General features: G+C 69.1%; 13 protein-coding genes. 10 read left to right on the top strand and 3 right to left on the bottom strand.

All coding sequences use genetic code 11. From position 1 onward, the window contains the following. The first annotated feature begins 259 nt into the window (after nt 1-259). The 4 genes from rpmH (at nt 260) to mnmE (ending at nt 4,144) form a co-directional block, all read left to right on the top strand. The gene (gene rpmH / locus KHF85_RS20090) at nt 260-400 is read left to right on the top strand and encodes a 50S ribosomal protein L34 (RefSeq protein WP_003469983.1); all 141 of its coding nucleotides are present in this window, start codon (nt 260-262) and stop codon (nt 398-400) included. Nucleotides 401-438: 38 nt separating this feature from the next. Then, the gene (gene rnpA, locus KHF85_RS20085; RefSeq protein WP_081274997.1) at nt 439-876 is read left to right on the top strand and encodes a ribonuclease P protein component; all 438 of its coding nucleotides are present in this window, start codon (nt 439-441) and stop codon (nt 874-876) included. A gap of 18 nt (nt 877-894) precedes the next feature. Further along, nucleotides 895-2,634 carry a membrane protein insertase YidC gene (gene yidC, locus KHF85_RS20080; protein ID WP_284568026.1) on the top strand — a complete coding sequence of 580 codons (1,740 nt, stop codon included), beginning with the start codon at nt 895-897 and terminating at the stop codon, nt 2,632-2,634. Between the two features lie 169 nt (nt 2,635-2,803). Next, nucleotides 2,804-4,144, top strand: coding sequence for a tRNA uridine-5-carboxymethylaminomethyl(34) synthesis GTPase MnmE (mnmE, locus tag KHF85_RS20075; protein WP_284568025.1), 1,341 nt, complete (start codon nt 2,804-2,806; stop codon nt 4,142-4,144). A 340-nt stretch (nt 4,145-4,484) separates the two neighbouring features. On the opposite strand, the gene KHF85_RS20070 is transcribed toward mnmE, so the two are convergent. After that, on the bottom strand, nt 4,485-5,327 hold the full coding sequence (locus tag KHF85_RS20070) for an ABC transporter ATP-binding protein (protein WP_284568024.1): 843 nt from the start codon (nt 5,325-5,327) through the stop codon (nt 4,485-4,487). Nucleotides 5,328-5,467: 140 nt separating this feature from the next. Between KHF85_RS20070 and KHF85_RS20065 the strand changes: the two genes are divergently transcribed. From KHF85_RS20065 to KHF85_RS20040, 6 genes are all read left to right on the top strand, one after another. Continuing rightward, entirely contained in the window at nt 5,468-6,664 is a 1,197-nt protein-coding gene (locus tag KHF85_RS20065; RefSeq protein WP_284568023.1) for a DesA family fatty acid desaturase, read from the top strand. A gap of 56 nt (nt 6,665-6,720) precedes the next feature. After that, nucleotides 6,721-7,056, top strand: a complete 336-nt coding sequence (locus KHF85_RS20060; protein WP_284568022.1) for an EF-hand domain-containing protein — start codon at nt 6,721-6,723, stop codon at nt 7,054-7,056. Between the two features lie 143 nt (nt 7,057-7,199). Further along, nucleotides 7,200-8,012, top strand: coding sequence for a bifunctional DNA-formamidopyrimidine glycosylase/DNA-(apurinic or apyrimidinic site) lyase (gene mutM, locus KHF85_RS20055; protein WP_284568021.1), 813 nt, complete (start codon nt 7,200-7,202; stop codon nt 8,010-8,012). 69 nt (nt 8,013-8,081) lie between these two features. After that, complete coding sequence (locus tag KHF85_RS20050; protein WP_284568020.1) at nt 8,082-8,507, top strand: ECF-type sigma factor; 426 nt, start codon at nt 8,082-8,084, stop codon at nt 8,505-8,507. Nucleotides 8,508-8,841: 334 nt separating this feature from the next. After that, nucleotides 8,842-9,804: a DUF4380 domain-containing protein gene (locus KHF85_RS20045; protein ID WP_409976721.1), complete on the top strand. Its 963-nt coding sequence runs from the start codon at nt 8,842-8,844 to the stop codon at nt 9,802-9,804. A gap of 58 nt (nt 9,805-9,862) precedes the next feature. Next, nucleotides 9,863-11,467 (top strand): glucan biosynthesis protein, encoded by a 1,605-nt coding sequence (locus tag KHF85_RS20040; protein WP_284568018.1) that lies wholly within the window; start codon nt 9,863-9,865, stop codon nt 11,465-11,467. 355 nt (nt 11,468-11,822) lie between these two features. On the opposite strand, the gene KHF85_RS20035 is transcribed toward KHF85_RS20040, so the two are convergent. Both KHF85_RS20035 and KHF85_RS20030 read right to left on the bottom strand, forming a co-directional pair. After that, on the bottom strand, nt 11,823-12,614 hold the full coding sequence (locus KHF85_RS20035; RefSeq protein ID WP_284568017.1) for an SEL1-like repeat protein: 792 nt from the start codon (nt 12,612-12,614) through the stop codon (nt 11,823-11,825). A gap of 270 nt (nt 12,615-12,884) precedes the next feature. Then, nucleotides 12,885-13,505: a thymidine kinase gene (locus KHF85_RS20030; RefSeq protein WP_284568016.1), complete on the bottom strand. Its 621-nt coding sequence runs from the start codon at nt 13,503-13,505 to the stop codon at nt 12,885-12,887. Nucleotides 13,506-13,538: the final 33 nt, after the last annotated feature.

The following is a 13,538-nucleotide window of genomic DNA, read 5'->3' as shown; positions in this document are numbered from 1 at the left end:
CAGATGTAATTCATTGAGAGACCAGGCGTGAGGCGCGAAACATCGCGGCGCACTCGGCCGGTGAAAAGAGGAAAGCAGATGGGCCAGACTACCATCGGCACGCGGGGTCGGGAATGGTTTTCCCGCATCTATTCACAGATTCATCCACAGGCTGCGCGTGGCGCCCCTCTCGGCGCCGGTGAAAGAGCAGTTGACCGCACCCCGGTTGGTTCTATAGAATTTCCGGTTCTTTCCGCCTCATTCAGAACAGAGCGCCCCGATGGCCACCAAGCGCACATTCCAGCCCAGCAACCTCAAGCGCAAGCGCGACCACGGCTTCCGTGCCCGGATGGCCACCGCCGACGGCCGCAAGATCCTGGCCCGTCGCCGCGCCAAGGGCCGCAAGCGCCTTAGCGCTTGATTGCGTCGCCGCCCCAGGCGGCGCCTGCAATCCGGACCGTGAATCATCCCGACCCGCGTAGGCGATTTCCTCGCTCTGCGCGGGTCCGCACGTCTGCGGAATACCGCGTCGTGTTCGATGCCGCACGCCGCTGCTCCGAACCGCTGATGAGCCTGCACTGGCGCAGCGCGGACCACCCCGCGCGGCTCGGCTTGGCCGTGTCGCGCAAGGTCGACAAGCGCGCCGTGGTCCGCAATCGCATCAAACGCGTCCTGCGCGACGCCACGCGGCATCTGTTGCCGTGGCTGGCGCCGGGCGACTATGTGGTGGTGGCGCGCAGCGCCGCCGCCCAGGCCAGCGGCGAACAGCTGCGTCAGGCCTATCTGCGCCTGCTGCGTCGCGCTGGTGCATTGCCGGCCCCGGCTGCGGACGGCACAATGCCGCCGCCCCTGCCTCCTTCTTCCCCCACTTCCAAGTCAGAACCCGTTTCTGGCTGAGCCGAGCTTGCCTGTCCGATGAACCAGACCCGCCTTTTCCTGATCTTTGCCTGGCTGATGGTCGCGGCCCTGTTGTGGATGGAGTGGAACAAGGAGCACGCCGCGCCTGCGGCCGATGCGACCGCCATTGCGGCCACGACCACGGTGCCGCCCGCGCAGGACGCCGATGCCGGCGCCAGCGCCACCCCGGCCGTGCCGCGCGCCACCGAATCCGGCGCTGCAGTCGTGCCCGGCGCCGCCAGCGAGACCGCCGCGCCAGCCGCCGCCAGCGCCGCGCCGCGGGTCACCATCACCACCGACGTGCTGCACCTGACCCTGGACGGGCGCAGCGTGTTCGATGCGGATCTGCTGCTGTTCCCGCAGACCAAGCAGCCCGGCAGCCCGCCGGTGGCGCTGCTGACCGAGGACCCGGTGCATCCGTATACCGCCACCAGCGGCTGGGTCGGCGAAAACAACGCGCCGTCGCCGGGCCTAGGCGGCTTCCGCCCCGAGCAGTCGGGCAAGGACTACGTGCTGGCCAAGGGTCAGGACGCGTTGCAGGTGCCGTTCGTATGGAACGGCCCGGATGGCATCACCATTCGCCGCGTCTACACCGTGCAGCGCGGCCACTACGCGGTGCAGATCAAGGACGAGATCATCAACCAGGGCAGCAAGCCCTGGCAGGGCTACGTGTTCCGCAAGCTGAGCCGGGTGCCGACCATCGTCAGCCGCGGCATGACCAACCCGGATTCCTTCAGCTTCAACGGCGCCACCTGGTTCAGCGCGCAGGACGGCTACCAGCGCCGTGCGTTCAAGGATTTCCTGGAAGACGGTCCGCTCAACCAGACCATCAAGGGCGGTTGGATCGCGGTGTTGCAGCATCACTTCTTCACCAGTTGGATCCCGCAGGCCGATCAGGATGCGCTGTTCGTGCTATCGAATGATGGCCCGCGGCATGTGGTCGAAGTGCGTGGCCCAGGTTTTACCGTCGCGCCGGGTGGACGCGCTAGTACTGAGGCGCGGCTGTGGATCGGCCCCAAGCTGGTTAATCAGATTGCTAAAGAGCAGGTGAAGGGACTGGATCGCGTGGTCGATTACAGCCGCTACACGCTGCCCGCATTGTTGGGACAGGGCCTGTTCTGGATCCTCAGCCATGTGCACACCCTGCTCGGCAACTGGGGCTGGTCGATCGTCGGCCTGGTGATCCTGCTCAAGCTGATGCTGTATCCGCTGTCGGCCGCGCAGTACAAGAGCATGGCCAAGATGCGCAAGTTCCAGCCGCGCATCCAGCAGCTCAAGGAACGCTACGGCGACGACAAGCAGAAGTTCCAGACCGCGATGATGGAGCTGTACAAGAAGGAGAAGATCAATCCGATGGGCGGCTGCCTGCCGGTGCTGGTGCAGATGCCGATCTTCTTCGCGCTGTACTGGGTGCTGGTGGAATCGGTGGAGCTGCGCCAGGCGCCGTGGTTCGCCTGGATCCAGGACCTGACCGCACGCGATCCGTACTTCATCCTGCCGGTGATCAACGTGGCGGTGATGTGGCTGACGCAGAAGCTGACGCCGTCGCCGGGCATGGACCCGATGCAGGCGCGGATGATGCAGTTCATGCCGCTGGTGTTCGGCGTGATGATGGCCTTCGTGCCGTCGGGCCTGGTGCTGTACTGGGTCACCAACGGTTCGCTGGGTCTGTTGCAGCAGTGGTGGATGACCAAGCGTCACGGCGAGGCGGCCACTGCGGGCGCCAGCGCCAAACCACCGGCCAAGACCAAGAAGTAGATTCAACAACGCCCGCCGCCAGGCGGGCGTTGCGTATGCGGCCGCGGCACTGCGCGCTCGCCTGTCCTGCCACCTCTCTGGAACTGCAACCGAGCGATGCCTCGGCGGCCTACGCGCGCAGCCAGCTGCAGACGTTGTAGCCTGCAGCGCCGCCGGGACCTTCTTCGCCATGCCGCACGCTGCCGATACCATCGCCGCCATCGCCACCGCCCCAGGTGCGGGCGGCGTCGGCGTGGTGCGCGTGTCCGGGCGCCTGGCCGCGGCGATCGGTACCGGCCTCGGCCTGGGCGCGCTGCCGCCGCGCACGGCGCGCTATGCGCGCTTTCGCGATGCGCATGGGCAGACGCTCGACGACGGCATCGCGCTGTGGTTCCCGGCGCCGCGCAGTTTCACCGGCGAGGACGTGCTGGAACTGCAGGCGCACGGCAGCCCGGTGCTGTTGCGGCAACTGGTGGTGCGCTGCTGCGAACTCGGCGCGCGGCCGGCGCGGCCGGGCGAGTTCAGCGCGCGCGCGTTCCTCAACCGCAAACTGGACCTGGCCCAGGCCGAGGCGATCGCCGATCTGATCGCTGCCGGCGACCTGCGCGCGGCGCGCGCGGCGCGCCGATCGCTGGACGGGGTGTTCTCGCGCCGCGTCGAGGCCCTGGCCGAGCAGCTGCTGCGGTTGCGCATCCACACCGAGGCGGCGATCGATTTCGCCGACGAATCGCTGGACACGCTCGGCGGCGACCAGGTCCGCGCCGGTCTGGCGCAGGCGCGCGCGGACCTGGCGCAGCTGCTGCTGGACGCCGAGCGCGGCCGGCGCCTGCGCGACGGCCTGCACGCGGTGCTGGTGGGGCCGCCGAATGCCGGCAAGAGTTCGTTGCTCAACGCGCTGGCCGGCAGCGAACGCGCCATCGTCACCGACATCGCCGGCACCACCCGCGACACCTTGCGCGAGACCGTGCGCCTGGACGGCGTGGAACTGACCCTGGTCGACACCGCCGGCCTGCGCGATGGCGGCGATGCGATCGAGCGCGAAGGCATGCGCCGCGCGCGACTGGAGCTGCAGCGCGCCGACCTGGCGCTGATCGTGCTCGACGCGCGCGCTGCGGACGCTGGCCGCGCCGCGATCGCCGAGGCCATCGCCGACGTGCCGCAGCGGCTGTGGATCCACAACAAGAGCGACCTGCTCGACGCCGTGCCCGAGTCCACAGGCGACAGCGTCTACGTTTCCGCCAGCACCGGCAGCGGTCTCGGACGGCTGCACGCGTGCCTGCGTGCGATCGCCGGGCAGGCCGCCGGCGACGGCAGCGATGGCGAATTCTCCGCGCGCGCGCGCCACGTGGAGGCCTTGCAGCGCGCCGCAGAACACGCCGCGGCCGCGGCCGCCGAACTGGGCTACGAGCGGCTGGAACTGGCTGCCGAGGAACTGCGCCTGGCGCACGCCGCACTGGGCGAGATCGTCGGCCATCTCAGCGCCGACGATTTGCTGGGGCGGATCTTCTCCAGCTTCTGCATCGGCAAGTGAGGCCCGCTGTGGGCGTTCGTCCTGCCACGTCATGCGTTTGCAGCCTGGCCGACCAGGCGGGCGTTCCCGGCATCGCCGCGGACACGTTCGTCGCGGTGGATGGCCGTCGTCGTTCATTCCGAGCATAGGCCGCTGTCGGTCAAACGGCGCAGCAGGGCAGCGGACTGTGGCGGTCTAAAAAAGCAATCAGGTGCCTGGTAGAGATCGCCGCAGGGCGATACACACGGCACTTTTCCCGCCCCTGATTATCTCAAGGTAAGCACCATGTCCGCTCCGTGCCCGCTGGCGCATTGAGCGGGGACGGGTCCGCGCCGCTGCCGCGCGCCTGTCCGCGCACGATTCACTCCAGTTCGGCCACGCGCGCGCTATAGGTCGCGCCGTCGCGGCGCACCCGCACCGGGCCGCCGAACACTGCCGACAACGGCGCATCGGCCAGCAGTTCATCGCGCCTGCCATCGGCATACACGTGACCGCCACGCAGGAGGATCACCCGCTCGATCTCCGGCACGATCTCCTCGATGTGGTGGGTCACCAGCACCAGGGTGATGCCCTGGTGTGCGAGGCCGCGCATCGTCGCCAGCAGGTGCTGGCGCGCGATCAGATCCAGCCCGGTGCTGGGTTCGTCCAGCAGCAGCGCCTGCGGCCGGTTGACCAGCGCGCGCGCGATCAGCACGCGCCGGGTCTCGCCGGCCGACAGCTCCGCATACGGCCGCTGCAGCAGCGGCAATGCATGCGCCAGCTGCAGCGCCTCGCGTGCGCGGTCGCGCATGGCCTGGGTCACCTCGCGATGCGGCGGCACCACGTAGCTGGCGAAGAACCCGGACAGCACCGCGCTCTCCACGTCCAGCCCAGGCATGTCGGCGAGATTGACGCTGAGGTCGCCGCTGACGATGCCCAACTGGCTGCGCAGCCGGTCCACCTGCCAGCGGCTCTGCCCCAGCACCCGCACGGGGGCGGCTTCGCCGGCGCGCGCCAGCGGATACAGCTCGCGCGTGATCAGCTTGATGAACGAGGATTTGCCGCAGCCGTTCGGGCCGAGGATCGCGGTGTGCTGGCCGAGCGCGATGCGCAGGCTCAGTTCGTGCAGCACGCGCACCTGGCCGCGCACCACGCTGGCGCGGTCCAGTTCGATCAGCGGCGCGGCGGCCGGCATGGGAGTTGCATCGGGGATGGCGACGGACATGGAAGTGAAACCGTTCTGAGATCAAGAGCGCGCAGCGGCTGAATACCGTACGCAGGCGATGGGTGAAGTTTGCCGCCACTGCCCCCATCATGTCTCCATACCAACCTGGCGCACGCCTTCACCGGCCTGGAGTTCTGGCAATGTCCGACGCGATCCTCGACTTCCTCACCACCGGCATGCTCGACGTCGGCTGGTGGGGCATGCTGGCGGTGCTGTTGGTGTTCACCCAGCTGACCATCTTCGCGGTGACCTTGTACCTGCACCGCAGCCAGGCGCATCGCGGCGTCGATTTCCATCCGCTGCTGTCGCACTTCTTCCGCTTCTGGACCTGGTTCACCACCTCGATGATCACCAAGGAGTGGGTGGCGATCCATCGCAAGCACCACGCCAAGGTCGAGACCGACGAGGATCCGCACAGCCCGCAGACCAAGGGCATCGGCCGCGTGTTCTGGCGCGGCGTGGAGCTGTACCGCGAAGCGCGCGCCATGCGCGGCGACATCGAGCAGTACGGCAAGGGCGCCCCCGACGATTGGATCGAGCGCCGCCTGTACACCGCGCACGCGAACTGGGGGCCGATCGCCCTGTTCGCCTTCAACTTCCTGCTGTTCGGCCTTCCCGGCATCGCCCTGTGGGCGTTGCAGATGGCCTGGATCCCGTTCTGGGCGGCCGGCGTGGTCAACGGCCTCGGCCACTGGTGGGGCTACCGCAACTTCGAATCGGCCGACACCTCGACCAACCTGACCCCGTGGGCGCTGTGGATCGGCGGCGAAGAACTGCACAACAACCACCACGCGTTCCCGAGTTCGGCGCGCTTCTCGATGCGGCGCTGGGAACTGGACATCGGCTGGGTCGCGATCCGCGCGCTGGCCGCATTGCGCCTGGCCAAGATCCTGCGCGTGGCGCCGACCCTGGACGTGCGCCCGAACATCGCCGTGCCCGATGCCGACACCCTGCGCGCGCTGCTCTCGCACCGCTTCCAGGCGATGACCGACTACCAGCGCAACGTCTTCACCCCGGCGCTGAAGGAAGAGGCCGCGCAGGCCGGCGCCAAGCTGCGCCAACTGCTGCCGCGGCGCCTGCGCAAGGGTTTGGTCGACGACGGCCGCTGGCTCAAGCCGGACGCGCGCGAACAGCTGCAGCACTGGGTTGCGCAGCGCCCGCGCATGCGCACCCTGGTCGAACACCGCGCGCGCCTGGCCGCCCTGCTGGAAGCGCGCAGCCACGACGCCAGCGAACGCCTGAAGCAACTGCAGGCCTGGTGCCACGACGCCGAGGCCAGCGGCATCGCCGCCCTGCAGGCCTATGCGGCCCGGCTGAAGGGCTACGCGTTGGCATGAGGCGCGGTGTCCCGCAGCCGTTTCGCGAACGCCGCCTCGTGCGGCGTTCGTCGTTCATGGCAGCGCTCGTTCTGCTGGCCACGCTCGGCGCGGCGATCGACACCGTCAGCGCGCAAGTCGTCGATACCACCGGCAGCTATCTGCAACGCATGGACCGCGACGGCGACGGCCGCGTCAGCCTGGACGAATACCTGGCCTGGATGAGCTACGCCTTCGACGCCCGCGACCTCGACCACGACGGCGTGCTCAGCCCCGCCGAACTCCCCGGCGGCCGCGGCAAGCCGATCAGCCGTACGCAGCACCAGGCCACCCTGACTGCCCGCTTCCGCAAGCAGGACAGCAATGGCGATGGGTACCTGAGCGCCAGGGAGTTGGCGGCGCCGCCGCAGTGAAAAACGCAAAACCGGAATCGACCAAGCGTGGATGGCTGCTGCCCACCTCCAGTTTCCAATGGCGCTGTGGGGTGTGGCGACAACGTCGGATTCCACCGGCTAAGCTTGTCGATCGCACGCCACCGCACTCCAGCACCCAGCCCATGCCCGAACTCCCCGAAGTGGAAACCACCCGACGCGGCCTGGAGCCGCATCTGCTGGGGCGGCGCATCCACGGCGTGATCCTGCGGCGGCCGGACCTGCGCTGGCCGATCCCGCCGGAGGTGGCGCAGCTGCTGCCGGGGCAGCGCATCGATGGCATCCGCCGCCGCGCCAAATACCTGCTGATGGACACCGACGCCGGCAGCGCGCTGCTGCACCTGGGGATGTCCGGCAGCCTGCGGGTGTTGCCCGGGGACACGCCGCCGCGGGCGCACGATCACGTCGATATCAGCCTGGAAGACGGGCGCGTGCTGCGCTTCAACGATCCGCGCCGCTTCGGCTGCCTGCTGTGGCAGGCGCCGGGCCAGGTCCACCCGCTGCTCGAGGAGCTGGGGCCGGAGCCGCTGTCGGACGAGTTCGACGGCGATTATCTGTTTCGGCGCAGCCGTGGCCGCAGCGCGCCGGTCAAGACGTTCTTGATGGACCAGCGCGTCGTGGTCGGGGTCGGGAACATCTATGCCGCCGAAAGCCTGTTCCAGGCAGGAATCAGTCCGCTGCGCGAGGCCGGCGAGGTCTCGCGGGCACGCTATGCGCGGCTGGCCGAGGCGGCCAAGGCGATCCTCGGCTATGCCATCGGCCGCGGCGGCACCACCTTGCGCGACTTCATCAGCCCGGACGGGGCGCCCGGCTATTTCGAGCAGGAACTGGCGGTCTACGGCCGCGAGGGCGAGGCCTGCAAGCGCTGTGGGCGGCCGCTGCGCCACGCCAGCATCGGCCAGCGCGCCAGCGTCTGGTGCGGGAGCTGCCAGCGCTGACGGACGGCCGCCCCTGGCCGCCGGCGCGCGCTATAGTCCGCGCGACTCCCGGCCGGAGGAGAGACCGCCGTGGTAGAGATCGCCCCCGAGATCACCGGGTGGCTGGATGCCGCGCGCGGCGGCGACCGCGCGGCGCTGGATCGCGTGCTCAGCATGCTCTACCAGGAACTGCACAGCATGGTCCGGCGCCAGTTGGCCGGGCAGCAGGCGCAGACCCTTGATGCGACCTCGCTGGTCCACGCGTCCTATCTGAAGCTGCTCGGCGCGCACGGCATGGCCCGTTTCGACGGCCGCGCGCACGTCTTCGCCTACGCCGCCTCGGCGATGCGCAGCGTGGTGGTGGATTACGCGCGCAATCGCCTGACCCGCAAGCGCGGCGGCGATCTCAAACGCGTTGCCGAGATCCACGAGGACAAGGGCGGCACGCTGGCGCACGAGGTGGCGGCGCTGGGTGCAGCGTGCGGCGTTCCGGCGCTGTTGACCGCTGCGCGCTGAGTCCTGACCGGGCGGCGACGCGATGCCGGTCGCTCCCGGCGCAGCGTCCCTCGCAGCCTGCCGTTGCTGCCGTCACCTCATCGCCGAGAAGCGGCGCAACGGCGGCACCTGCCGCAGCGATTTCGCCGCCCGCACCGGCTCACTGTCGCCACGGCCATGCAGTCGCCACAATCGGGTTCCCTTCCTCGATCGCAGGTCCGTCATGCGTACCGACAAGCAGAATGTGCGGTGGCAGTCGTGCGCGCTCGCGCTCGCGCTGGCGGGCGCAGGCGCGACCGGCAGGGCCGCGACGCCGGCAATGCCCACCGCTGCCGACGCGAACGCGCCGTGGGTCATGGACAACGGCGTGGTCCGGCTCACGGTCACCCCGACCCTGGGCGGGCGCGTGCTGGGCTTCCAGCGCAGCGACGGGCCGAACCTGATCAAGGTCGGCGCTGCGGTGCAGCGCCAGCCGCTGCCGACGGTCAGTGCGGCGGCCGACGACATTCCGTATTTCGGCCACGACGTCTGGGTCGGGCCGCAGAGCGCCTGGTGGCAGCACCAGCACGCCAATCCGGTGCGGCGCGCGGCGCATGCGAACTGGCCGCCGGACCCGTACCTGAGCTTCGCCACCACCACCGTCACCGCGCGCGCGCCGCGGCGCCTGCAACTGCGCGGCGTGGACAGCCCGGTCAGCGGGGTGCGGCTGCACAAGACCTTCGCCGTGTCGCCGCAGCGCGCCGACAGCGTGCTGCTGCAGGTGCAGGCGCGCAACGTGCGCAAGACCCCGCTGGCCTGGGATCTGTGGTTCAACACCCGGGTGAGTTCGGCTACGCGGGTGCTGGTGCCGGTCGCGGCGGCCGCCGACATCCGCGTGCAGCCCAGCGATGGCGCCGGCTACGCGCCGCCGCAGTACGTGCTGCAGGACGGGCTGATGGCGCTGGCGGCCGCGCCGCCGGGTAGCGCCGGACAACGCGGCAAACTGCTGCTGCAGCCATCGGCGGGCTGGATCGCCGCCTTCGCCGGCGGCCAGGCCTGGGTGATCCGCTTTTCGCATCAGCCTCGCGCACGCATCCATCCCGAGCAGGGCCAGGTCGAGTTCTACCTGGATGCGCCGGCCTCCGATGCGGGCGGCGGCCTGCTGGAAATGGAAGTGCACGCGCCATACCGGACCCTGGCGCCAGGCCAGAACATGCAGGCCGAGGAGCAATGGACGTTGCTGGACTACGCCGGCGGCGACGACCCGGCGCAGCAGCGCAGCTTCCTGTGCCGGCACGCCGCAGCGCTGGCGCTGCAAGGCGCGTGTGCCGCGCCCTAGCCCTCGCGTTTCACGCTGCTTGTCTATGATGGACACCCTTTCCGTTTCGATACGGCCCATGCAACGACGCGATTTCCTCAAGAACGCCGCCGCCGCCTTCGCCGCCATGGGCCTGCCCGCGATACCGATGCTCGGCCAGGCCGCGCCCGCGGTCGGCCTGCGCCGCCTCGGCAAGCCGCAGCCCTTCGACTACGCCTGGCTCAAGGGCCACGCCCGGGCCATGGCCCAGGCGCCCTACCAGAGCCACAAGCGGGTGCTGCCGGGACCGCTGGAATCGCTGAACTGGGACCAGTACCAGTCGATCCGCTACCGCCAGGACCATGCGTTGTGGGCGGTGGACAACGCGTCGAAGTTCCAGGCCAAGTTCTTCCACCTGGGCCTGTACTTCAAGTCGCCGGTGCACATGTTCGACCTGGTCGACGGGCAGGCGCAGGAACTGGCGTACGACGGCGCCGCGTTCGATTACGGCAAGAGCGGTCTGCAGGGCAAGCACCTGCCCCAGGAACTGGGCTTCGCCGGCTTCCGCCTCAACACCAAGCAGGACACCGACCGCGACTTCGCCGCGTTCCTCGGCGCCAGCTATTTCCGCGCGGTAGGCAAGGAAGGCCAGTACGGCCAGTCCGCGCGCGGCCTGGCGATCGATACCGGCACCGGTGGGCCGGAGGAATTCCCGGACTTCATCGCCTATTGGCTGGAGCAGCCCAAGGCCGGTTCGGACACCGTGGTGGTGTACGCGCTGCTGGATTCGCCGAGCGTGGCCGGCGCCTACCGCTTCGCGATCACCAACGGCGACGTGTTGCTGATGGATATCGACAGCGCGCTGTATCCGCGCAAGACCATCGAGCGGCTGGGCCTGGGGCCGTGCACCAGCATGTATCAGGTCGGCGAGAACGACCGCCGCATGGACTGGGACTGGCGTCCGGAAATCCACGACACCGACGGCCTGGCGATGTGGACCGGCGGCGGCGAGTGGATCTGGCGACCGCTGTGCAATCCGCCGCATCTGCGCTTCAACATGTTCGTCGACGAGAACCCGCGCGGTTTCGGCCTGCTGCAGCGCGACCGCAACTTCGACCATTACCACGACGATGGCGTGTATTACGAGAAGCGCCCGTGCCTGTGGGTGGAGCCGAAGCAGGGCTGGGGCAAGGGCTCGGTGCAGCTGGTGGAGATTCCCACCATCGACGAGACCTTCGACAACATCGTCGCGTTCTGGAATCCGCAGGACAAGCCGCAGCCTGGGCAGGAGTTGCTGTTCGGTTATCGGCTGTACTGGGGCGCGCAGCCGCCGGCGGCCTCGCCGTTGGCGCTGTGCGTGGCTACGCGCACCGGCCTGGGCGGCGTGGTCGGGCAGAAGCGCAGCCATTTTTCCTGGCGCTTCGTGGTCGACTTCGTCGGCGGCGAACTGGCCAGGCTCGGTAAGGACAAGGGCGCCAAGGTCGAGGCGGTGCTGCAGCTGAGCCGCGGCAGCACCGAGATCGTCTCGGCGCGGGCGCTGCACGAACTCTCCGGCTATCGCGCGATGTTCGACGTGGTGCCGCCGGACGAGGGCACCCAGCAGATCGACATCCGCCTGTTCCTGCGCGCCGGCGGCAAGCCGCTGACCGAGACCTGGCTGTACCAGTGGACGCCGCCGCCGGCGGCCGAGCGCAAGCTGTATTGAGGGTGGCCGGCGCTGTCGCGTCATCAGCCGCAGCGCCTCGCCGCGTGCAGTGCCCGGCTCCGCTCGTCGCGGCTGAAGCCGCTCCTACAATGGCCTGCGGATAGCCGGCTGGGTGCACTGTAGGAGCGGCTTCAGCCGCGACAACTTCCGAAGTCGGAAGGCCCGCCGCTGCGCACGTCGCGACTGAAGTCGCTCCCACAAAAGCGCGCGGCCAAGGTGCTGGGTGCACTGTAGAAGAGACTTCAGTCCCTGCGCTTTCTCGCGGCGCTACGCGGTGGCTGGCTTCGCTCGTCGCGGCTGAAGCCGCTCCTACAAAAGCTTGCGGTCAACGCGTCGGGTGCACTGTGGGAGGGCTTCAGCCCCGACGCGCGACGTGTCCGGCATCGCGCGTTGCGGCGCACTCAGGGCTTGGCCGGTTGCTGCGGCTTCGGCGCGGTGTCCTGGGTGATGTCCTCGACCTCGCCGATATCCACGCGGCCCGGCGTGCGCCCGTCCCAGACCCGGTCCTGCAATTTCCAGTACGCGGCCGGTTCCCAGAATTCCTTGGCGTAGAACACTTCCGGATCGATGCTGCCGCCGCGCGGGCCGTTGATCTGCACGCCGGAGGCGCCGGAGTGGCCGAGCATGCTGCCGGTGCTGCGCGCCGCAACACCGCTTCCTGGCGCGGCTTGGCCGCCTGGTCGCCGTACTCGGCCAGCATCTTCTTGTCCTGCTTGATCGCGCGCTGCCGCTCTTCGGGCGTCAGCTGGTTCCAGTACTCCATCTTGCGCGTGGTGAAGGCGTCGTAGCCGCGCTCGGAGGCCAGCGCCATCCACAGGAACCCCAGCGCCCGATCCTGCGCCACGCCCTGGCCTTCCCAATACATTTCGCCCAGCCGCGCCTGCGACGGCTTGTCCGCATAGCGCGCGGCGAGCAGGTAGTGCTTCTTTGCCTCGGCGAACTCGCCCTTCTTGTCGGCGCGGATACCGGCGCGGCGATAGAACAGGTCCAGGTGCGCTTCGAGGAACCCGTCGGTCATCACCTGCGCCGGAATGTCGTCGAAGGTACGGGCATTGTCGGCGGCGGCAGCCGGGCCGGACAGCGCCAGCGCAACCGCAATGACCAGCGCCGTGCAGCCGGCGGCGGCATATTCCTTGAACTGATGCATGTCTCTCTTCCCATGAGTACGATCGCCGCAGAGTTTAGCCGCGCGCTGCGGCGGCGATCCATAGACGAATGGCCTATGCGGCGGACGCCGTGCAGGCGCCGTCAATCGCCATTCATGGTCGGCGCATCCGCGCCCTGTCGCCGTGTTGACGCGGCGGCTGTCCGCACCAGATCAGTGCATCGCGCTCGCGGCCGTGGTCGCCTACGCATGCGCCCAAGGCCAGCGCTGACCGGGCGAGCCCTGCGTGCGCAGGCCCGATTCCGCGCTGCGCTACAGCCGCAGTGCGATCTGCAACGGGTCGATGCGGCCTTCGCCGCGCATGATCTTCTTGAATTCGGCGCGGCTTACCGACACGTAGCGCTCGTTGCCGCCGATCTCCACCTGCGGGCCGTCCTGCACGGCGTGGCCGTCGGCGTCCACGCGCACGGTCATCGTCGCCTTGCTGCCGGTGTGGCAGATGGTCTTGATTTCCTGCAGCTCGTCGGCCCAGGCCAGCAGGTACTGGCTGCCTTCGAACAGTTCGCCGCGGAAATCGGTGCGCAGGCCGTAGCACAGCACCGGGATGCGCAGCCGGTCGACCACCTCGCTGAGCTGCCAGACCTGCGCGCGGCTGAGGAACTGCGCCTCGTCCACCAGCACGCAATGCAGCGCGCCGTCGCGGGCGATGGCGTGCTGCAGCAGCGCCAGCAGGTCGGTGTCCGCCACGAAGGTGTTGCCGTCCGCGCGCAAGCCGATGCGCGAGGCGACCACGCCGCTGCCGTCGCGGTGATCCAGCTGCGGGGTCAGGATCGCGGTGCGCATGCCGCGCTCGCGATAGTTGTGCGCCGACTGCAGCAGCGTGGTGGTCTTGCCGGCGTTCATCGCCGAATAGTAGAAATACAGTTTCGCCATGGTCAGATTCTAGCGCGGCGGCGCGCCGCGCCG

This window comes from Xanthomonas graminis pv. graminis, assembly GCF_030168915.1.
GTDB lineage: Bacteria > Pseudomonadota > Gammaproteobacteria > Xanthomonadales > Xanthomonadaceae > Xanthomonas_A > Xanthomonas_A translucens.
This window is presented reverse-complemented; position numbering and strand designations above follow the sequence as displayed.

What these genes read in the sequence shown, in the direction of transcription:
- rpmH (WP_003469983.1), top strand. Translation starts at nt 260, where the DNA reads ATGGCCACCAAGCGCACATTCCAGCCCAGCAACCTCAAGCGCAAGCGC.
- yidC (WP_284568026.1), top strand. Translation starts at nt 895, where the DNA reads ATGAACCAGACCCGCCTTTTCCTGATCTTTGCCTGGCTGATGGTCGCG.
- mnmE (WP_284568025.1), top strand. Translation starts at nt 2,804, where the DNA reads ATGCCGCACGCTGCCGATACCATCGCCGCCATCGCCACCGCCCCAGGT.
- KHF85_RS20070 (WP_284568024.1), bottom strand. Translation starts at nt 5,327, where the DNA reads ATGTCCGTCGCCATCCCCGATGCAACTCCCATGCCGGCCGCCGCGCCG.
- KHF85_RS20065 (WP_284568023.1), top strand. Translation starts at nt 5,468, where the DNA reads ATGTCCGACGCGATCCTCGACTTCCTCACCACCGGCATGCTCGACGTC.
- KHF85_RS20060 (WP_284568022.1), top strand. Translation starts at nt 6,721, where the DNA reads ATGGCAGCGCTCGTTCTGCTGGCCACGCTCGGCGCGGCGATCGACACC.
- mutM (WP_284568021.1), top strand. Translation starts at nt 7,200, where the DNA reads ATGCCCGAACTCCCCGAAGTGGAAACCACCCGACGCGGCCTGGAGCCG.
- KHF85_RS20045 (WP_409976721.1), top strand. Translation starts at nt 8,842, where the DNA reads ATGGACAACGGCGTGGTCCGGCTCACGGTCACCCCGACCCTGGGCGGG.
- KHF85_RS20040 (WP_284568018.1), top strand. Translation starts at nt 9,863, where the DNA reads ATGCAACGACGCGATTTCCTCAAGAACGCCGCCGCCGCCTTCGCCGCC.
- KHF85_RS20035 (WP_284568017.1), bottom strand. Translation starts at nt 12,614, where the DNA reads ATGCATCAGTTCAAGGAATATGCCGCCGCCGGCTGCACGGCGCTGGTC.
- KHF85_RS20030 (WP_284568016.1), bottom strand. Translation starts at nt 13,505, where the DNA reads ATGGCGAAACTGTATTTCTACTATTCGGCGATGAACGCCGGCAAGACC.